This is a genomic window from Delftia acidovorans SPH-1 (assembly GCF_000018665.1).
GTDB classification, from domain to species: domain Bacteria; phylum Pseudomonadota; class Gammaproteobacteria; order Burkholderiales; family Burkholderiaceae_C; genus Comamonas; species Comamonas acidovorans.
Window position 1 is genome coordinate 2,162,529 of sequence record NC_010002.1, and the last position, 18,858, is coordinate 2,181,386.

The window sequence follows — 18,858 nt, forward strand, 5'->3', positions numbered from 1 at the left end:
AGCTGCCGCAATCATTTGCCCTGTCTTCATGAACTCTCAGGCGCATCACAGGCAAGGCCAACGCAGACCCCGGGCACCCTGGAGGGCGCTCGTGGTCATGGTGTTGGCTGCCGTTGTGACCCTGGTGGCAGGCCTGTATCCCTGGAATGCCCCGCAGCATGGCAAGGCGGCAAGCCGCATGGAAGGCTTTGCAGGCGGCGCGTCCCTCATGACCAAGAAGCGCCAGTTCCATGTGGTCCAGCGGCTGAAGACCCACCGCCTGGCCGAAGCCGAGCGGCGCCAGTTGCTGGCCCGTGACACCGGCGCGCGGAATGTGCGGGAGGCGTGGCAGGCGCGAGAGGTGCGAGAGTTGCGTGCGTTGTCTGAGGTGCGGGAGTTGCGGGAGGTGCGCGCGGTGGCCGGCCCGCTCTCAGTCCACCAGCGCCTGTATGGCCTGCAACTGCGCCGCCAGCCCGGGCCGCGCGGCTGGAAAAGTCTCCTCGAAGGCGGCGGTGCCTACCGTGAAACCCGCGGCACCGCTGGCAAGCACGGCCGCGATGCGTTCGCTGCGATCAATGGAGCCGGCCACGACCACGGGCTTGTCCACCGCATCGCAGACCGCCTTGATCAGGGCCGGCACGTCGCCCCGGAAACGGTAGGCCAGCAGGTCCAGGCCATGAACGCCCTCCAGCCCCGCGATGCGGCGCGCGCTGGCCACGATGTCCTCGGCCGGCCCTGAAAGCACGCTCGGATGCCCGCTGATCCTGCCGGGAAACGGATAGTAGGCAATGCCGCTGCCGCGCAGCACGGGCAGCACCGCCTCGGGGCGCGTGCCGCCCATGAGAACGTCCACACCGAGCTCCACCGCCGCGCGGGCCGAAGCCACCTCGCTGGCCTCGTCCAGGCTGACGACTTCCAGATAGACCCTGGCACCGCCCGCGCGGATGTCCCGGGCCAGCTCGCGCAGCTGTGGCAGGGGCAGGCCTATGTCCTTGAAGCCCACATGGCGCACGCCCTGGGCCAGCACTTCGCGCAGCCGCTCGCGCGCATCGGCAATGGTCTTGTCCTGCTGCGTGAGCATGAAGATGAAGTCCGGGCGCTGCGCCTGCCCGCTGGCGCCGGAGCGGCCCGCCTGCACCATGGCCGCCGCCTGGCGCAGCGCGCAGGCCAGGCTGGCATGGTCCGCACGGCCCGTGCCGGCGATGTCGAAGGCCGTGCCGTGGTCCACCGAGGTGCGCACGAAGGGCAGGCCCACGGTAATGTTCACGCCCTGCTCGACGCCCAGGTACTTCACGGGAATCAGCCCCTGGTCATGGTATTGGGCGACCACCACGTCGAACTCGCCCCGGCGTGCCCGCATGAAGACCGTGTCGCCCGGCCAGGGGCCGTTGGCGTCTATGCCTTCGGCCCGTGCGGCTGCAATGGCGGGGATGATCACCGAGCGGTCCTCGTCCCCGAACAGCCCGTTCTCGCCGGCGTGCGGATTGAGTCCCGCCACGGCCACACGGGGCCGGGCGATGCCGAACGCCCGGCAGGCCTGGTGCGCAAGGCGGATGGCACGCAGTTCGTTGTCCGGCGTGACTGCGGCAATGGCCTGCTGCAGCGGCACGTGGATGGAGACCAGCAGCACCCGCAGCTCGTCATTGGCGAGCATCATGGCGAAGTCGCGCGTGCCCGAACGCTCGGCCAGCATCTCGGTATGGCCCGGATGCGGGCAGCCCGCGGCGCGCAGCGCCTCCTTGTGGATGGGGGCGGTCACCAGGCCTGCGACTTCGCCGGCCAGGGCCAGGTCGATGCCGCGCTGTATGTAGGCATGGCAGGCGGCCCCGGCGCGCGCATCGATGCGTCCCCAGGCCAGGTCCTCGGGCAGCGGGCCTCCGGTCTGGAGCACGAAGAGGGTGGCGGGTGGCACGGTGGCGGGAACCTGGGCCGGCGCATCGATGGCTTGGATGCGCGGGCGCACGCCCAGCATGTCGGCTGCCCGCTGCAGCCGCCCCGTGTCGCCGATGACGAAAAAAGGCGCATGGGGCCGGGCAGGGTCCATGGCCAGTTTGACGATGATCTCGGGGCCTATGCCCACGGGATCGCCCATGGTGATGGCCAGGGGTGCGGGGGCGATGGTGGGGGCTTCATTCATGGTCATTGCTGAAAGCTCAATCGATGGAGGTACTTTGCATGAAAATCGCACTGCAGAAAATCGATATGGATTCAGTATTCAGTTGATCAAAAGTCAACTGAAATCTCTCCCCCACTCCCTTTCTTCGATGTGTCCGATGTGTCCGATGCCGCCCTCCAGTCCCATGGCCCCACCCACCCATATGCCGCCGCTGTCCGCCCTGCGTGCCTTCGAGGCCACGGTGCGCCATGGCAGCGTTTCCAAGGCCGCGCGCGAGCTGCACCTGACCGATGGCGCCGTGAGCCGCGCCGTGCGCGACATGGAAGAGGCGCTGGGCTTTGCGCTGTTCCAGCGCAGCAACCGCAGCATCATTGCCACCCCCACGGCGCGTGTGCTGGCCGAGGAGGTGGCCCTGGCGCTGGAGCGCCTGCGCGGCGCGCTGGGCCGAGCGCGGCAGGCCGCCGGGCCGGACCGGCCGCTGGTGCTGTCCTGCGAGCCCACCTTTCTGATGCGCTGGCTGATTCCCCGCCTGGGCGGTTTGCAGGAAGCGATCGGCACGCAGCGCGAGCTGCGCCTGGTATCGGCCGGCGGCTCGGTGCCCTTTGCGCGTGAAGGCATCGATCTGGCCATACGCCGCGCGGATTTCGACTTGGGCGCCGATGTGGTTGCCGAGCCCTTTTTGCAGGAGCACGTGGGTCCCGTGTGCCGGCCTGCACTTGCGAAGACGCTGGCACGCTCCGGGCCGCTGGGCGGCGTGCTGCTGCACACGGCATCGCGCCCGGACGCATGGCGGCATTGGAGTGAGCTGACCGGCGTGCCGCTGCAGCCCGGGCGCGAGGCCCGCTTCGAGCATTTCTACCTGAGCCTGCAGGCCGCCGTTGCCGGGGCGGGCATTGCCATCGGGCCGCTGGCGCTGGTGGCCGACGATCTGGCCAGCGGCACCCTGTGCGCGCCGCGCGGCTTTGTGGCCGACGGCTCGCACTACGTGCTCATGTCACCCAGGCCGGTGCATGACGAGGCCCGCTTCGCCCTGGTGCTGGAGTGGCTGCGCACGCAGACATTGCCGCTGGCGCGGGCCGACGCATGACTTGCGCCTGCCCGGCTTCACTGGTCGTGCTCGGACAGCTCCCGCCAGTGCGTGCGGGTGAATGCATAGACGGTTTCCAGCGCCGGTGACAGGCTGCGCGCGCCCATGCGCGCCATGCCGTAGCGGCCGCAGCGCCGGGGATCGGCGGGCAGGGGCACTTCGGCCATGGTGCCGCTGGCGCGCTCCTGGCGCGTGATGGACAGCACGCCGAACAGCAAGGTGTCCGTGGCCAGGGTCACGCTGCGCAGCAGTTCCAGGTTGTTGCAGTGCAGGGTGAACAGCTTGTCGGGCTCGGCGCCCTCGCCCCACAGCTCGGCCAGTTGCCGCGCCATGGCCGTGCTCAGCGTGGTGGTGGCCAGGGGGTAGCGGCGGATCTCGTCCATGCCGGGGTTTTGCAGCACGGGGTGGCCCGCGCGGCAGACCAGGCCGGCGGGCAACTCGCCCAGCAGCTCCATGTCCACGTCATCGGCGGCGCGCAGCACATAGGCGTCGCCGACGATGGCGTCTATCGATTCATTGCGCAGCAGCTCCAGCAGGGCGCTGGTGGCGCCCATCTCGGTGCGCACCTTGATGCGCGGATGCGCCTGCGCCATGTGGATCAGAAAGGGCTTGAGCAGCAGTGCCGCGGGGGCCGGCGCCACGCCTATGGCCAGTGCGCCCTCCTGGCCGCCGCGCAGCAGCTCCAGGTCGCGCCGCAGCTGGGTTTCCTCCAGCCGCATGCGGCGTGCGCGCTCGGCCACCAGTTCGCCGAAGACCGTCAGCCGGGCACGCCGCGCGCCCCGGTCGAACAGCTGCGCCCGGAGCTCGTCTTCCAGCGCGCGGATGCTGCGGCTCAGCGCCGGCTGGGTCAGGTGCACGGCGCGCGCCGCGTCCGAAAAAGTGCCGTGCTCGACGATGGCCAGCAAGTGCCGCAGCTTCTGGGTATCCATGCGTGATCCTCATGGTTTGTTGGCTAATTTCTCATTTGAATTATAGGTAGGCACTTCCTAAGATCGCATCCATGGACATTGAAACGTCCTATAGAGCGGCCACAACCGCCAACTCTTTCATCGGAGCAAAAGGAGACAAACCATGCTCAAGCTGTTCATCGGCATAGGCATCCCGTACATCGCGGTGATCGGCCTGCTTCCCTGGGTCGCGTCCGTCGATCGCCATCTGCTCGGCGTGCCCTTCATCTACCTGTGGATCTTCATGTGGTTCGTGCTGACGTCGCTGTGCATGCTCGTGTGCTGGCTGATGTTCGACCGCCACGAAGCCGACGACGTGCAGTCGGCCTGAAGGGAGCACCGCCATGACCACCGCAGTCTTCCTGGGCTTCATCGCACTGTCCCTGTACCTGGCCATCCGCTCGCGCACGGGCAAGGGTGCGCAAAGCGTGCATGACTTCTTCGTCGCCTCGCGCCAGTTCGGCGCCTTCCTGGTGTTTTTCCTCGCCGCCGGCGAGATCTACAGCATCGGCACCATGGTCGGCTTTCCGGGCGGCATCTACGCCAAGGGGCCGACCTATGGCGTCTGGTTCCTGGGCTACATCCTGCTGGCCTATCCGCTGGGCTACTTCCTCGGCCCCATGATCTGGAAGGCCGGCCTGCGCCACAACGCCATCACCCTGCCGGACCTGTTCAAGGGCCACTTCGGCAGCCGCGCGCTGGAGCTGATCGTGGCCGGCTCGGCCATCCTGTTCCTGCTGCCCTGGGGCCAGCTGCAGTTCACGGGGCTGGTGGCGGCGCTCAAGGGGCTGGGCTGGAACTTCCAGCCGCTGCACCTGCTGCTGATCTCGGCGGGCCTGGCCTTCACCTACATCGCCATCTCGGGCGTGCGTGCCTCGGCCTATATCGCCATCCTCAAGGACATCCTCATGGTGGTGGCCATCATCGCCACGGGCGTGGCCGTGGGCTGGCATGCCGGGGTGGGCGATGTGTTCGCCGCCGCCAGCGCCAAGGTCAGCAACCACATGACCGATACGCAGCTGCGCTTTTCCATGAGCACCATGCTGTTCCAGGCGCTGGGCTTTTACATGATGCCGTTCGCCGTGCAGAACTTCTTCACGGCCAAGAGTTCGCACACCATTCGCCGCACGCAGATCGCCATGCCGCTGTACATGCTGATGTACCCGTTCCTGGTGCTGGCCTCGTACTACGCCATCAGCCAGAACCTGGAACTGGCATCGCCCAACGAGGCCTTCTTCGCCGCTGCCGTTCGCCTGCTGCCCGACTGGCTGCTGGGGCTGGTGGCCGCAGGCGCCGCGCTGTCGGGCCTGCTGGTGCTGGCGGGCATCTGCCTGGCCATCGGCCCCATCGTGGCGCGCAACCTGCTGCCCGGCCTGCCCGAGGCCAAGCAAAAGCAGGGCGCCAAGGTGGTGATCGTCATCTACCTGCTGCTGTCCATCGTGATGACGCTGCTCACGCCCAACCTGATGCTGACCCTGATCAACACCACCTACTACGGCGTGACGCAGTTCTTCCCGGGAATGATGGCCATCCTGTTTGGCTGGCGCATCCGGCCCCTGGCCATTGCCCTGGGCATCGTCTGCGGGCAGGCGCTGGCCATCGTGCTGTACCTGCAGCAACCGGACTTCGGCGGCATCAACCTGGGCTTCATCAGCCTGGCGCTGAACCTGCTGGTCACGGCCATCGTCCACTGCCTGCCGCGTGCGGCACACGTCAAGACCGCCTGAGGGAAACATCCCCATGAACCACGAAACCAGCGAGCGTGTGCGCATCTTCGCGGCGCGCACCATCCTCACCATGAACCCGGCCCAGCCACAGGCCACCCATGTGGCCGTGCGGGGCAGCACGGTGCTGGCGGTGGGCGGCGAGACCGACATGGCCGCCTGGCCCGATGCCGAACGCATCGACCACCTGCGCGGCAAGGTGTTCATGCCCGGCCTGATCGAGGCCCACAGCCACCTGATGGAAGGCGCCATGTGGGATGCGGTCTACCTGGGCTACTTTGACCGCCGCGATCCCGACGGGCGGCTGTGGCCCGGCCTGCGCACGCTGGACGCCGTGCTGGCCCGCCTGGCCGAGGCCGAGCGTGCCCTGCCCGACGCGCAGGCCACGCTGCTGGCCTGGGGGTTCGATCCCATCCTCTTTGGCAGCAGCCGGCTGTCGGTGCGCGAGCTGGACCGCGTCTCCACCACGCGGCCCATCGTCATCCTGCACGCCAGCGTGCACCTGATGAATGTGAACTCGGCCATGCTGGCGCTGGCCGGCATCGACGAGGACACCGATATCGACGGCATCCACAAGGACGCCGAGGGCCAGCCCACGGGCGAACTCCAGGAGTTCGCCGCCATGTATCCGGTGCAGAAGGTGATCGGCAGCGCGCTGTCGCTGGCCGCTGCCGAGCAGCGCGAGGCGATCTGGAAGTTTGGCCGCGTGGCCCAGCTCGCGGGCGTGACCACGGCCACCGACCTGGTCAGCGATCTCTCGCCCCAGGGCCTGGCCGCGCTGCGCGAGGTGACGGGCGACGCAGCCTATCCGCTGCGCATCGTCCCGGCCTTTGCGCCGCAGCGCAACCCGGAAGGCGGCGCCGCGCGCGTGCATGCCGCTGCCGCATCGTCGGCCAGCGACAAGCTGCAGTTCGGCCCCGTCAAGTTCATCGTGGACGGCTCCATCCAGGGCTTCACCGCGCGCCTGCGCGCTCCCGGCTACGCGGGCGGGCAGCCCAACGGCCTGTGGCTGATTCCGCCGTCGCAGCTGCCCGCGCTGTTCGAGCCCTTCCACCTGGCCGGGCTGCAACTGCACATCCACACCAACGGAGACGAGGCCACCGAGGTGGTGCTGGATGTGATCGAGGACCTGCTGGCCAGGCACCCGCGCGCCGACCATCGCCACACCCTGCAGCACTGCCAGCTGGCCAGCAGCGCCCAGCTGCAGCGCGCCGCGCGCCTGGGAATGTGCGTCAACTTCTTCTCCAACCACCTCTATTACTGGGGCGATGCGCACGCCGGGCAGACCGTGGGCATCGAGTGGGCGTCGCGCATGAATGCGGCGGGCACCGCACGGCGCCTGGGCATGGACTTTTCCATGCACTCCGATGCGCCCATCACCCCCATCAACCCCTTGTTCACCGCCTGGTGCGCCGTGCAGCGCGAAACCGCGTCAGGCCGCGTGCTGGGCGAGGCCGAGCGCCTTTCGGTGGACGATGCCCTGCACGCCATCACCATGGGCGCGGCCCGTACCCTCAAGCTGGAGCAGCGCGTGGGCAGCATCGAGCCCGGCAAGCTGGCGGACTTCGCCGTGCTGGAGGACGATCCCCGCGCGGTGGCGCCCGCCGCCCTCAAGGACGTGAAGGTCTGGGGCACCGTGCTGGGCGGGCGTATCTTCCCCGCGCCCGGGTCCCAGCCATGAGCACGCCGGCCGCCGCGGCGCAGCGGGCGCCCATTCCCATGGTCGTCGTGGGCGGCTACCTGGGCGCGGGCAAGACCACCTTGCTCAACCGGCTGCTGGAGCGCGCCGATGGCCTGCGCGTGGCCGTGCTGGTCAACGACTTCGGCGAGATCAACATTGACGCCGCCCTGATCCGCACACGCAGCAGCGACGTGCTGCAGCTGGAGAACGGCTGCATCTGCTGCTCCATCGGCGGGCGGCTGGCCGAGGCCCTGGCCGCCGTGGGCGCGCGGCCCGACCGCCCGGACCTGCTGGTCATCGAGGCCAGCGGCGTCTCCGACCCCGTGCGCATCGCCCAGGTCGGCATGCTCGACCCCGCGCTGCAGCTCAACGCCATCCTGGTGGCGGTGGATGTCCAGGACGTCGATGAGCAACTGTGCGACCCGCTGGTCGGCGACATGGTCCGCCGCCAGATCGCCGGCGCGACGGCGCTGGTGCTGACCAAGGCCGACCAGGCCAGTGCGCCGATGATCGGCAAGGCAAGGCAGCGCCTGGCCGAGATCGCCCCGCACACCATGGTGCTGACCGCACAGTGCGGCGAGATTCCCCTGGCCGTCTTCCTGGACGCTGTGCCCCTGCCACGCCAACCGCAGCACCCGCAGCGCCTGCTGGGTGCGCTTGCGGGTGAAGGTGGCGCCTGGAAGAGGGCCGTGGATGGCACGGCAGGTCTTGCCGGGATGGCAGGAATCACCAGTTTCTCGTACACCACGCACCGGCAATTCGACAAGCAGCGCCTCAGGCAGGCACTGCGCACCCTGCCGGTGCCGCTGCTGCGGGCCAAGGGCATCGTGCGGCTGCGGGGACAGCAGCCTTTGCAAGAAATCCATGTGGTGGGAGGCCGGCTGCGCGTGGCGGATCTGGGCGCGGAGCAGGTGGCCGGGTCCGCCTTTGTCTTCATTGGCTGCTTCACGGCGGCGGGGCAGCAGGCGATTCGTGGCCAGCTGGATGCCGCGTTGGCGCCGGAATGATGGAAGAACGTTTTGGACCAAATTTTCTGAATTTTGGATTTCGGCCCAAAAAAACGTATTAGAATTTAGGTCTTCTAGGGGAGTCGCCAAGTTGGTAAAGGCACCGGATTTTGATTCCGGCATGCGAGGGTTCGAGTCCTTCCTCCCCTGCCAGATAGACAAAAGCCCTGACAGTTCTGCTGTCAGGGCTTTTTTGTTTTCAGGCCGTGGCCTGCTGCGGGCTGGAGTTCACAGCTGAACCCGCGCCCGCCCTGGCGGCATCCAGCGTGGCGCGTATGCCCTGGGCGTAGGGGGTCTTGGCGATGGGGCCCAGCAGGGTGTGCAGGGCCGAGTCGTCCATGATCAGCGGATCGGTCAGCAGGTAGTGCATCTCGGCCAGCTCGCGCATCAAGGGGCTGAACAGGCCGGCCAGGCGCAGCGCGGTCTTGCCCGCGATGCGCAGTTTCAACGGCCTGCCGCTCAGGCGTTCGATCTCCGAGACGATGTCGCGCTGCGTGGTCGCCCCCGCGCCAGCCAGGTGCCAGACCCTGCCGAATGCCTGCGGCGTGTCGATGAGGCGCGCCACGACGGGGCCCACATCAGGCGCATAGACAAACTCGTGCGGACGGTCCAGCGGGCCGATCATGTCGGCCCGGCCGCCGTGGGCCGCCGCCTCGAAGGCGCCGTGCAGCAGGCTGTTGTGCACTCCGGGGCCGTAGAAGTCGGGCAGGCGCAGCACGGTGGCCTCGATGCGGCCCTGTGCATGGGCTTGCAGCAGCAGGTCCTCCTGGGCTTTGCGCATGCGGCCCTTGAAGGTATGGGGCTCGCGCGGATGGTCTTCCGCCACGGGCAGGGTGCGGGCCTTTCCGTAGGGATAGACGGTGCCGATCAGCACGATGCGGCGCACGCCCGCGGCAATGGCGCCTTCCAGCGTCTTGCGCATCAGTTCGGGATGCAATTGAAACTGCCAGTAGTTCACGCCCACCAGGTAGATCAGCGTGTCCACGCCGTGGGCGGCCGCCTCGATGGAGCCGGCGACATCCGGGTTCCAGGTGGCGATCTCGGCCAGGGGATCGGCGCCGAAGGTCTGGCGCAGGCTGGCTGCGTTGCGGCCGACCACGCGATAGGCGCGGCCCTGTTGTCTGAGCGCGGCGGCCAGGCTCTGGCCGATGGCGCCTGCGGCGCCGAAAAGTGCAATGGATGGCATGGTGCGGGTCCTGTGGTGACCACGCCAGTGTCCGCAACACGCCGCAAAAGGAAAATTGCCTAGAATCTTCTGGTGTCCATGCATAAATGAATGGATCAGTGATGTCGGAACCCCATTGGGAGTGGTATCGCAGCTTTTTGCAGGTGCTGGAGTCCGGGTCGCTGTCAGCGGCGGGCCGGGCCATGGGCCTGGCACAGCCAACCGTGGGCCGGCACATCGACGGGCTGGAGTCGGCGCTGGGCCTGCAACTGTTCACCCGTTCGTCCGATGGCTTCGCGCCCACCGAGGCGGCCTATGAATTGCAGCCCTATGCGGCCAGCATGGCCGCGACGGCTGCCGCGCTGCGCCGCGTGGCGGCCAGCCATGGCGCGGGCGTGCGCGGCACGGTGCGCCTGACGGCCAGCGAGGTCGTGGGCGTGGAGCTGCTGCCGCCCGTGCTGGCGCAATTGCGCGCGGCCCATCCTGAACTGCGCATCGAACTGGTGCTGTCCAACGCGGTCGATGACCTGCTGCGCCGCGAGGCCGATGTGGCCGTGCGCATGTTCCGGCCGCAGCAGGAGGCGCTGGTGGCCCGCCATATCGGCGCCATCGAACTGGGGCTTCATGCCCATGAGAGCTATCTGGCCAGGCATGGCGTGCCGGCTTCGCTGCAGGAGCTGGCCGGGCACTCGCTGATCGGCTTCGACCATGAGAACGCCTTCATCCGCAGGTTTCAGCAGCAGTTTCCGATGTTCACGCGCGAGGCCATGGCGCTGAGCTCGGACAGCGACCTGGCACAGCTGGGCGCCATCCGCGCTGGCTTTGGCATCGGCATCTGCCAGTCGGCGCTGGCGGCCAGGGACGCGGGCCTGGTGCGGGTGCTGCCGCAGGCATTCTCATGGAAGCTCGATACCTGGGTGGCCATGCATGAGGACCTGCGCAAGAGCGAGCGCTGCGCCGTGGTCTTCAAGGCGGTCGCGCAGGCGCTGACGGCCTATGCCAGCAGCGGTTCCTGACGACCCGGGCGCCTGTGTTTCATTGGGCGTGCAACAGGCAGCAGCGCGCGAGATGGCGCAGCATGGATTTCCTGCGCTGGGATGCAACAAACGCCTGGCAGTTGTGGGCGATGTAGCCCGCCATGACCCCCGTCAGGCCGGCGACGGCCCACAGCGGGATGGGCACCAGGGAGTCCAGCAGCACGGCGCAGCCGGCCAGCAGCAGCAGGCACGGAAGCAGCCGCAGCAAGGCAGCTTGCAGGGGTTGTTGCCTGCGCAGGAGGGCGAGGACCTGGATGGCAGTGCGTCTGCGGAATCTGCCGGCTTGCTTGCGAAGAACGTTCACGGCTAGTGTCGGGCGTTGATGTGGGTCAAAAAATTGTGTGCAAATGTATCACCTCAATGCGCGAACATCAAATGCGCCGACTCCATGAGAAATGAGAAGGGCCCGCGCATGGCGGGCCCTGGAAAACTGCCGTATTGCGCCAGCGTTCACCGCATCTCGAACTCGATGGCGACCAGCACGAAGGCCGCCATCCACAGCGTCTCCACCACCAGCAGTGCAAAAGGCCGCCAGCCGGCCTGGGCCAGTTGCTGGAACGAGGTCTTCAGGCCCAGGGCCGCAATGGCCAGCACCAGGCAGTTGCGCGACAGGTCGCTCAACTGGTGCTGCAGGCCCGGCGGCACCCAGCCCAGCGAGTTGATGGCCACCAGCGCGACGAACACCCACAGGAACCAGGGCACCAGGCCCGGCTTCTTGCCGTGGTGCTGCTCGGCCGCAGCCTCGCGCTGGCGCTTGAACAGGGCCGAGACCATGACCACCACCACGGCCAGCATGGACACGCGGAACAGCTTGACGATGGTGGCGTAGTCGCCCGTGGCCTGGTCTATGGTGTAGCCCGCGCCCACCACCTGGGCCACATCGTGGATGGTGCCGCCGATGAACAGGCCCGCCAGCTCGGGCGGCAGATGCAGGGCGCGCGCCACCAGCGGATACAGCACCATGGCGGCCGTGGACAGCACCGTGACCGTGACCACCACGGTCAGCGTGAAGCGGTCGCTGTCCTTGTCGCGCGGCAGCACCGACGAGATGGCCAGCGCCGCCGAGGCGCCGCAGATGGCCACCGCGCCGCCCGACAGCACGCCCTGCGGGCGCGTCAGGCCCAGGCGCCGGCCCAGCAGCGTGCCGCACAGCAGCGTGGTGACCACGGCGGCGATGACGATCAGCGCCGTGGTCCAGCCCAGGCCCGCGATCTGCGTGGCCGTGATGCGCGCACCCAGCAGGCCCACGCCCAGGCGCAGCACGCCGCGTGCACAGAACTCGATGCCCGGCTTGGCGCGCGCGTCCTGGCTCAGGAAGTGGAAGGCCACGCCGAAGAACAGCGCGAACAGCAGCTGCGGCCCGCCATGCAGCGTGGAGACGAAGGTGGCTGCCAGCGCGATCACGCCCGACAGGCCTGTGCCGGGCAGGAGCTTGAGCCATTGCAGCATGCGCGGCACGGGCGGCTGTGCTGCCAACGGGGCTTGAACCTGGCTCATGGCTGCTCCTTGCCGCCCGCCGCATCGGCCAGAACCGCCAGCGCGCAGGAGGCGATGCGGCTGGCCACCGAGTCCGAACGGCTGGTCAGCACGATGGGCACGCGCATGCCCAGCACCAGGCCCGCGCATTCGGCGTCGGCCATGTAGACCAGCTGCTTGTAGATCATGTTGCCGGCCTCCAGGCTGGGCACCAGCAGCACGTCGGGCTGGCCGGCCACATCGGAGACGATGCCCTTGTGATGCGCCGAGCGCAGTGAGATGGCGTTGTCGTAGGCCAGCGGCCCGTCGAGGATGGCGCCGCTGATCTGCCCCCGGTCGGCCATCTTGCACAGCGCGGCCGCGTCGATGGTGCCGGGAATGGCGGGGTTGACGGTCTCCACCGCCGAGAGCACGGCCACGCGCGGCCGGGCAATGCCGATGGCACGGGCCAGGTCGATGGCGTTCTGCGCAATGTCGCGCTTGTCCATCAGCGTGGGGAAGATGTTGACCACGCAATCGGTCATCAGCAGCGGGCGCTCGAAGCCCGGCAGGTCCATCACGAACACATGGCTGGCGCGGCGGCTGCCGCGCAGGCCGGCCTCGCGCGCCACGGCAGCTCCCAGCAACTCGTCGCTGTGCAGGCTGCCCTTCATCAGCGCGCGGGCCTGGCCGCTGCCGCACAGCGCCGCCGCCTGGGCCGCCGCCGCGCGTGGATCGTCGGCTGTGGAGTGGATGGACGCGCCCGCCAGATCCAGCCCGGCTGCCTGGGCCGATGCCCGGATGCGCGCCTCGGGGCCGACCAGCAGCGGCGTGATCAGGCCCGCCTGCGCGGCCTGCATGGCGGCCTGCAGCGAGCCCGCATCACAGGGATAGGCCACGGCCACCGGAATGGGGCCTTGCGCCTTGGCCTGGTCGAGCAAGTGCTGGAGATGGGGGCGGTGCGTGGCGGGCGCATCATCGGCGGCCACGGCAAGTGAAAGTGGGGGGACCATGAAAGCTCCTGCGGGAAAGTACAGGGCCCGGCGCGAGCAACGCAGGGAATCTGGGAATCGGCTTTCGAGGGCCTTGCGCTTCACCCAGGCGCATGAAACCGGCGCGGCCCATCCCAGAGACACCGAGGAAGGGCCGCCCCGCACCGAGGGTGTCGTCCCCCTCCCCCGCGCAGCGGGTAGAGAGGGGGAAGGCGCGCAGCGCCTCAGGGGGTGTCAGACGGCGTCAGACGAAGTCTTTGTACTTTTCGAGGAAGCGCACGGGCTTGGCCAGCGCATCGCGGCGGAACGGGTCGCCCAGTTCGCGCGTGCACATCACCTCGATCACGCAGGTCTTGCCGTGGTTCATCTGCAGGTCGATGGCCTTTTGCAGCGCCGGGCCCACGTCCTCGATCTGGTCGACCACGATGCTCTCGGCGCCCATGGCGCTGGCAATCGCCGCGAAGCTTTCGCTTTCCAGCTCGCCGGCCACGAAGCGGCGGTTGTAGAAGTCCACCTGGTTCTTCTTCTCGGCGCCCCACTGGCGGTTGTGGAAGACCACGGCCGTGACGGGAATGTCATGGCGCACGGCGGTCATGATCTCCACCATGCTCATGCCCCAGGCGCCGTCGCCGGCGTAGGCGATGGCCGGACGGTCGGGCGCCGCGCACTTGGCACCGATGATGGTGGGCAGGGCATAGCCGCAGTTGCCGAAGCTCATGGGCGCGAAGAAGCTGCGCGGCTCGTCAAAGCGCAGGTAGCTGTTGGCCACGGAGTTGATGTTGCCGATGTCGGTGGAGACCATCACGCGCGGCGGCATGGCCTTTTCCAGCTCGCGCAGCACCTGGCGCGGGTGCAGGTACTGGCCGCCCGTGGGCGTGCGCTCGCCCTTGGCCTCTTCGATCATGTCCAGGCTGTAGGGGTCGCGCTCATGCGTCCACTCGTCCAGCTCCTTCTCCCAGGCGGCCTTCTCGGTGGCAATGGTGTCGGCGCGCGCGGCCTTGGTGGCGTCGCAGGCCAGGGTCTGGCCCTGCAGGCGGCGGCCCAGCTCGCGTGCCACGGCCTTGGCGTCGCCGTGGATGCCCACCGAGATCTTCTTGACCAGGCCCAGGTTGGTGTGGTCGGCCTCGACCTGGATGATCTTGGCGTTCTTGGGCCAGTAGTCCATGCCGTGCTGGGGCAGGGTGCCGAAGGGGCCCATGCGCGAGCCCAGCGCGATCACCACGTCGGCCTGGGCGATGAGCTTCATCGCGGCCTTGGAGCCCTGGTAGCCCAGCGGGCCGGCCCACAGCGCGTGCTTGGCGGGGAAGGCGTCATTGCGCAGGTAGCCCGTGACCACGGGTGCGCCCAGGCGCTCGGCCAGCTGCCTGCACTCCTCGACCGCATCGCCCATGACCACGCCGCCGCCGGCCAGGATCACGGGGAACTTGGCCGTGGCCAGCAGTTCCGTGGCGGCCTGCAGGCTGTTTTCGCCGCCCGAGCCGCGCTCCACGCGCATGGGCTTGGGGATTTCGCACTGCACTTCGCCGTAGAAATAGTCGCGCGGAATGTTCAGCTGGGTGGGACCCATCTCGGAGATGGCGCGGTCAAAGCAGCGGGCCGTGAACTCGGCCATGCGCTTGGGGTTGCAGACATGGCCCTGGTACTTGGTGAACTCCTGGAACATGGGCAGCTGGTTGGCTTCCTGAAAGCCCCCCAGGCCCATGCCCATGGTGCCGGTCTCGGGCGTGATCATGACCACGGGGCTGTGGGCCCAGTAGGCGGCGGCGATGGCGGTCACGCAGTTGCTGATGCCGGGGCCGTTCTGGCCGATCACCACGCCGTGGCGGCCCGAGACGCGCGCATAGCCGTCGGCCATGTGGGCGGCGCCCTGCTCATGCACCACGGGGATCAGGCGGATGCCGGCGGGCGCGAAGATGTCCATGGCATCCATGAAGGCCGAGCCCATGATGCCGAACATCTCCGTGACGCCGTTGGCAACGCAGGTCTCCACAAAGGCTTCGGAAGGGGTCATCTTCTGGACGCCTTCGACCACCGTACGATTGTTGGCTGCAGTCATGTTGTCTCCTTAAAAATGGAACTTAATGTTCCGAAAAAAGAAATTACGGCGCAAGTCTAGGACTGACTTCGCCTGGATGTCAAACAAATTTCTTTTTTCGGAACAAATTGACTCGAAAAATTGAAAAACATATGATGACCAACACCATGAACACCCGTGACCCCATCCCTGCCCGTATCGATGGCGACACGCCCAACCTGCGGCTGTTCGCCCTGCTGGAGGCCATTGCCCAGAAGAACGAGCCCTTCACGCTGCAGACCATGGTCGAGGAGACAGGCCTGCCCAAGCCCACCATGCACCGCATGCTCCAGCAGCTCGAGGGCGCGGGCATCCTGCAGCGCGAGGGCAACGGCCGGCACTACGGCACGGGCCGGCGCCTGATGCGGCTGGCCGAGAGCGTGCTGCTCAACAACACCACGCACGGCGCACGCCACGCGGTGCTGGCCCAGCTGGTGCGCGACATCGGCGAGAGCTGCAACATCACCGCCTTCTCGGGCAGCGAGGTGCTGTACCTGGACCGGGTGGAGACGCCCGCGCCGCTGCGCTTTTATCTGCACCCGGGCTCGCGCGTGCCGGCCCATTGCTCGGCCACGGGCAAGCTGTTCCTGAGCCAGATGGCGCCCGCGCAGCGCAGGCGGCTGCTGTCGGCCGTGCCGCTGGAAGGCTTCACGGCCAATACGTTGACGGCCTTTGACGCGCTGGACGCCGAACTGGACCAGGTGCGCGCCCAGGGCCATGCCTTCGACAACGAGGAATTCCTGCCCGGCCTGCTGTGCCTGGGCGTGCTCGTGCCCTCCATCCAGGGCGGCCCCTCGAACATGGGGCTGGCCGTGCAGGCGCCCATCATGCGTTTCACGCGCGAGCGGGCGCTGTCCTTTCTTCCCCAACTGCGCGCGGCGGCCGAGGCGATTGCGCGCATCAACGACGAAGTCCCCCCGGGAGCCCCTGACGATGACTGAGCTGACCCTGATGCATCCCACGCGCACGCTTGGCGTGCGCGAGACCTTCGACCTGGACACCGACATGCAGGTGCCCGCCTTTGCCGAACGCAGCGAGCATGTGCCGGCCGTGGACCCGGCCTACCGCTTCAACCCGCAGGCCACGCTGGCCATCCTGGCCGGCTTTGCGCACAACCGGCGCGTGGTCATCCAGGGGCTGCACGGCACGGGCAAGTCCACCCATATCGAGCAGGTGGCGGCGCGGCTGAACTGGCCCTGCGTGCGCGTCAACCTCGACGGGCACATCAGCCGGCTGGACCTGGTGGGCAAGGACGCCATCGTGCTGCAAGAGGGCCGCCAGGTCACGCAGTTCCAGGAAGGCATCCTGCCCTGGGCGCTGCAGCGGCCCGTGGCCCTGGTCTTCGATGAATACGACGCGGGCCGGCCCGACGTGATGTTCGTCATCCAGCGCGTGCTCGAACGCGAGGGCAGCTTCACCCTGCTGGACCAAAAGCGCGTGCTCCAGCCGCATGCGCAGTTCCGCCTCTTCGCCACCATGAACACCCTGGGCCAGGGCAACCTCAGCGGCCTGTACCACGGCACGCAGATGCTCAACCACGCCCAGCTCGACCGCTGGAACCTGGTCACCAGCCTGGACTACCTGGCACCGGCCGAGGAGGCCGCCATCGTGCTGGCGCGCGTGCCGCAGTTGGCCACGCCGCAGGGGCGCGAGCAGGTGGCTGCCATGGTGGCGCTGGCTGCGCTCACGCGCAAAGGCTTTGCGGTGGGCGACCTGTCGCTGCTGATGTCGCCGCGCACCGTCATCACCTGGGCCGAGAACGCGCAGATCTTCCACGACCTGCGGCTGGCCTTCGAGCTGTCCTTCCTCAACAAGTGCGAGCCGGCCGAGCGGGCCATCGTGGCCGAGTACTTCCAGCGCTGCTTCGGCCAGGAACTGGCGCTGCGCGACGAGCCCGCCCATGCCTGCTGAGGCATCCCCCTCGCTGGCGCACATGGAGGCCTGGGGCGGGGCGCTGCTGCGCGCCATGGCGGGCGATGCCTCGCTGCAATGGAGCGGGCAGACGCTATACCGGGGCACGGCGCCCGTGGTGCTGGCAGCGGCCCACCAATCCGATGTGCCGGCCCGATTGGCCGACCAGCGCGGCCTGCTCGACGGCGCCAGCCTGCGCCTGCGCCTGAGCGATGCCGCGCTGCACGCGCGCCACCTGCCCGGCGATCCGGTGGAGCGGCTGGTGTTCGAACTGCTGGAGCAGTTGCGCGTGGAAAGCCTGGCGCCCGAGGAATGGCCCGGCGCACGCGCCAACCTGCATGCGCGCTTTGTGCACTGGAGCCAGGCCTTTGCCGATTCGGGCCTGACCGAAAGCAGCCTTGGCATCCTGCTGTTCACCGTGGCGCTGACCGCCTGGAGCCGCCTGAGCGGCCATGAGCCGCCCGATGCCCTGGGCGACCTGGCCGAGGCCACGCGCGCCGGCCTGTCCGCGCAACTGGGCGCGCAGTGGGCCCTGCTGCGCCGCCACCGGCAGGACCAGCAGGCCTTCATTGCGCCGGCCCTGGCCATCAGCCGCTGGGTGGGCCAGGCCGTGCGGTCAGCCCAGGAAGAGGCGCCGCGTGGCGCTGCCGGGCCGCGCCGGCGGGGCAGCTTCGCGCTGCCGCTGCACTTTGAATCGCAAAGCCTGGATGCGCCGCCCGTGGCGCTCAGCGGCGACAGCCGTGCCTGGGCCGGCTCGGCCCACAGCTACCGCGTGTTCACGCGCGCCTATGACCGCGAGGCGCAGGCGGCCGAGCTGATCCGCGCAGCGCAACTGGCCGAGTTCCGCGGGCAGATGGATGAGGAACTGGCGCGCAGCGGCTTGCACGCGGGCCGGCTGGCCCGCCACCTGCAGCAGCGCCTGGCCGTGCCGCGCCACGACGGCTGGCAGTTCGGCCTGGAGGATGGACACCTGGATGCAAGCCGGCTGGCGCAACTGGTCAGCGATCCGCAGCAGCGCGCCATCTTCAGGAACGAGCTGCCGCACCCCGTCAGCGATGCGGCCGTGGCCCTCCTGCTGGACTGCTCGGGCTCGATGAAGGCGCATGCGCGCCCGCTGTCCCTGCTGGTGGACCTGCTGGGCCGCGCGCTGTCCATGGCCGGCGTGCCGGTGGACGTGCTGGGCTTTTCCACCCAGGCCTGGAACGGCGGCCGCGCCCGCCGCGACTGGCAGCGCGCGGGCCAGCCCCACATCCCGGGCCGGCTCAACGAGCGGCTGCACATCGTCTTCAAGGACGCCGCCAAACCCTGGCGCCACGCCCGCCACGGCATTGCCGCGCTGCGCAGGCCCGACCTCTTTCGCGAGGGCGTGGACGGCGAGGCCGTGCAATGGGCCTGCGAGCGGCTGCTGGCGCGGCCCGCGCAGCGCCGCATCCTGCTCGTCATCTCGGACGGCTGCCCCATGGACACGGCCACGCACCAGGCCAACGACGAGCACTACCTGGACCAGCACCTGCGCCAGGTCATCGCCCGGCACGAGCGCGCGGGCGACGTGCAGATCCGCGCGCTGGGCGTGGGGCTGGACCTGGGCGTGTTCTACCGGCGCAGGCTGGCGGTGGACCTGCGCGAGCAGATCGATGAAGCCCTGCTGATGGACGTGGCGGAGTTGATCTGCCGGCGGTGATG

Annotated in this window: 16 protein-coding genes and 1 tRNA gene; 10 read left to right on the plus strand and 7 right to left on the minus strand. The window is 68.6% G+C overall.

Annotation, left to right across the window (positions count from 1 at the left end; translation table 11 throughout):
• Positions 1 to 409: 409 nt before the first annotated feature.
• Complete coding sequence (gene pdxA, locus DACI_RS09885; RefSeq protein ID WP_050771832.1) at positions 410 to 2,122, minus strand: 4-hydroxythreonine-4-phosphate dehydrogenase PdxA; 1,713 nt, start codon at positions 2,120 to 2,122, stop codon at positions 410 to 412.
• A 157-nt stretch (positions 2,123 to 2,279) separates the two neighbouring features.
• On the opposite strand from pdxA, the gene DACI_RS09890 reads away from it, so the two are divergent.
• Positions 2,280 to 3,182 (plus strand): LysR family transcriptional regulator, encoded by a 903-nt coding sequence (locus DACI_RS09890; RefSeq protein WP_043783299.1) that lies wholly within the window; start codon positions 2,280 to 2,282, stop codon positions 3,180 to 3,182.
• Between the two features lie 17 nt (positions 3,183 to 3,199).
• Here the strand turns inward: DACI_RS09890 and DACI_RS09895 are convergent, their stop codons facing one another.
• Entirely contained in the window at positions 3,200 to 4,111 is a 912-nt protein-coding gene (locus DACI_RS09895) for a LysR family transcriptional regulator (RefSeq protein ID WP_012203907.1), read from the minus strand.
• A 142-nt stretch (positions 4,112 to 4,253) separates the two neighbouring features.
• Between DACI_RS09895 and DACI_RS09900 the strand changes: the two genes are divergently transcribed.
• The 5 genes from DACI_RS09900 (at position 4,254) to DACI_RS09920 (ending at position 8,694) form a co-directional block, all read left to right on the plus strand.
• Entirely contained in the window at positions 4,254 to 4,460 is a 207-nt protein-coding gene (locus DACI_RS09900; RefSeq protein ID WP_012203908.1) for a DUF3311 domain-containing protein, read from the plus strand.
• 13 nt (positions 4,461 to 4,473) lie between these two features.
• Positions 4,474 to 5,856, plus strand: coding sequence for a sodium:solute symporter family protein (locus DACI_RS09905; protein ID WP_012203909.1), 1,383 nt, complete (start codon positions 4,474 to 4,476; stop codon positions 5,854 to 5,856).
• A 13-nt stretch (positions 5,857 to 5,869) separates the two neighbouring features.
• Entirely contained in the window at positions 5,870 to 7,534 is a 1,665-nt protein-coding gene (locus tag DACI_RS09910; protein ID WP_012203910.1) for an amidohydrolase, read from the plus strand.
• Complete coding sequence (locus DACI_RS09915; protein WP_012203911.1) at positions 7,531 to 8,541, plus strand: CobW family GTP-binding protein; 1,011 nt, start codon at positions 7,531 to 7,533, stop codon at positions 8,539 to 8,541. The genes DACI_RS09910 and DACI_RS09915 overlap by 4 nt, the downstream gene beginning before the upstream one ends.
• Positions 8,542 to 8,617: 76 nt before the next feature.
• Positions 8,618 to 8,694, plus strand: a tRNA-Gln gene (locus tag DACI_RS09920).
• 46 nt (positions 8,695 to 8,740) lie between these two features.
• On the opposite strand, the gene DACI_RS09925 is transcribed toward DACI_RS09920, so the two are convergent.
• Positions 8,741 to 9,727, minus strand: coding sequence for an NAD-dependent epimerase/dehydratase family protein (locus tag DACI_RS09925; protein ID WP_012203912.1), 987 nt, complete (start codon positions 9,725 to 9,727; stop codon positions 8,741 to 8,743).
• Between the two features lie 101 nt (positions 9,728 to 9,828).
• Between DACI_RS09925 and DACI_RS09930 the strand changes: the two genes are divergently transcribed.
• A complete protein-coding gene (locus DACI_RS09930) occupies positions 9,829 to 10,722 on the plus strand; it encodes a LysR family transcriptional regulator (RefSeq protein WP_043781100.1) in 894 nt (297 codons plus the stop codon).
• 19 nt (positions 10,723 to 10,741) lie between these two features.
• On the opposite strand, the gene DACI_RS09935 is transcribed toward DACI_RS09930, so the two are convergent.
• From DACI_RS09935 to xsc, 4 genes are all read right to left on the minus strand, one after another.
• Positions 10,742 to 10,951 carry a hypothetical protein gene (locus tag DACI_RS09935; protein ID WP_012203914.1) on the minus strand — a complete coding sequence of 70 codons (210 nt, stop codon included), beginning with the start codon at positions 10,949 to 10,951 and terminating at the stop codon, positions 10,742 to 10,744.
• A 242-nt stretch (positions 10,952 to 11,193) separates the two neighbouring features.
• Positions 11,194 to 12,240, minus strand: coding sequence for a YeiH family protein (locus DACI_RS09940; protein WP_012203915.1), 1,047 nt, complete (start codon positions 12,238 to 12,240; stop codon positions 11,194 to 11,196).
• The gene (locus DACI_RS09945) at positions 12,237 to 13,211 is read right to left on the minus strand and encodes a bifunctional enoyl-CoA hydratase/phosphate acetyltransferase (protein ID WP_012203916.1); all 975 of its coding nucleotides are present in this window, start codon (positions 13,209 to 13,211) and stop codon (positions 12,237 to 12,239) included. Before DACI_RS09945 ends, DACI_RS09940 begins: the two co-directional genes overlap by 4 nt.
• A 223-nt stretch (positions 13,212 to 13,434) precedes the next feature.
• Entirely contained in the window at positions 13,435 to 15,246 is a 1,812-nt protein-coding gene (xsc, locus tag DACI_RS09950; protein ID WP_012203917.1) for a sulfoacetaldehyde acetyltransferase, read from the minus strand.
• Positions 15,247 to 15,377: 131 nt separating this feature from the next.
• Between xsc and DACI_RS09955 the strand changes: the two genes are divergently transcribed.
• From DACI_RS09955 to DACI_RS09965, 3 genes are read left to right on the plus strand one after another with little or no spacing between them, the layout of a single operon-like run.
• Positions 15,378 to 16,205: an IclR family transcriptional regulator gene (locus DACI_RS09955; protein WP_012203918.1), complete on the plus strand. Its 828-nt coding sequence runs from the start codon at positions 15,378 to 15,380 to the stop codon at positions 16,203 to 16,205.
• On the plus strand, positions 16,198 to 17,175 hold the full coding sequence (locus DACI_RS09960) for an AAA family ATPase (protein WP_012203919.1): 978 nt from the start codon (positions 16,198 to 16,200) through the stop codon (positions 17,173 to 17,175). The genes DACI_RS09955 and DACI_RS09960 overlap by 8 nt, the downstream gene beginning before the upstream one ends.
• On the plus strand, positions 17,165 to 18,856 hold the full coding sequence (locus tag DACI_RS09965; RefSeq protein WP_012203920.1) for a cobaltochelatase CobT-related protein: 1,692 nt from the start codon (positions 17,165 to 17,167) through the stop codon (positions 18,854 to 18,856). The genes DACI_RS09960 and DACI_RS09965 overlap by 11 nt, the downstream gene beginning before the upstream one ends.
• Positions 18,857 to 18,858: the final 2 nt, after the last annotated feature.

Excerpts from the sequence above, each read along its gene's own strand:
- pdxA (WP_050771832.1), bottom strand. The coding sequence starts at position 2,122 with ATGACCATGAATGAAGCCCCCACCATCGCCCCCGCACCCCTGGCCATC.
- DACI_RS09890 (WP_043783299.1), top strand. The coding sequence starts at position 2,280 with ATGGCCCCACCCACCCATATGCCGCCGCTGTCCGCCCTGCGTGCCTTC.
- DACI_RS09895 (WP_012203907.1), bottom strand. The coding sequence starts at position 4,111 with ATGGATACCCAGAAGCTGCGGCACTTGCTGGCCATCGTCGAGCACGGC.
- DACI_RS09900 (WP_012203908.1), top strand. The coding sequence starts at position 4,254 with ATGCTCAAGCTGTTCATCGGCATAGGCATCCCGTACATCGCGGTGATC.
- DACI_RS09905 (WP_012203909.1), top strand. The coding sequence starts at position 4,474 with ATGACCACCGCAGTCTTCCTGGGCTTCATCGCACTGTCCCTGTACCTG.
- DACI_RS09910 (WP_012203910.1), top strand. The coding sequence starts at position 5,870 with ATGAACCACGAAACCAGCGAGCGTGTGCGCATCTTCGCGGCGCGCACC.
- DACI_RS09915 (WP_012203911.1), top strand. The coding sequence starts at position 7,531 with ATGAGCACGCCGGCCGCCGCGGCGCAGCGGGCGCCCATTCCCATGGTC.
- DACI_RS09925 (WP_012203912.1), bottom strand. The coding sequence starts at position 9,727 with ATGCCATCCATTGCACTTTTCGGCGCCGCAGGCGCCATCGGCCAGAGC.
- DACI_RS09930 (WP_043781100.1), top strand. The coding sequence starts at position 9,829 with ATGTCGGAACCCCATTGGGAGTGGTATCGCAGCTTTTTGCAGGTGCTG.
- DACI_RS09940 (WP_012203915.1), bottom strand. The coding sequence starts at position 12,240 with ATGAGCCAGGTTCAAGCCCCGTTGGCAGCACAGCCGCCCGTGCCGCGC.
- DACI_RS09945 (WP_012203916.1), bottom strand. The coding sequence starts at position 13,211 with ATGGTCCCCCCACTTTCACTTGCCGTGGCCGCCGATGATGCGCCCGCC.
- xsc (WP_012203917.1), bottom strand. The coding sequence starts at position 15,246 with ATGACTGCAGCCAACAATCGTACGGTGGTCGAAGGCGTCCAGAAGATG.
- DACI_RS09955 (WP_012203918.1), top strand. The coding sequence starts at position 15,378 with ATGATGACCAACACCATGAACACCCGTGACCCCATCCCTGCCCGTATC.
- DACI_RS09960 (WP_012203919.1), top strand. The coding sequence starts at position 16,198 with ATGACTGAGCTGACCCTGATGCATCCCACGCGCACGCTTGGCGTGCGC.
- DACI_RS09965 (WP_012203920.1), top strand. The coding sequence starts at position 17,165 with ATGCCTGCTGAGGCATCCCCCTCGCTGGCGCACATGGAGGCCTGGGGC.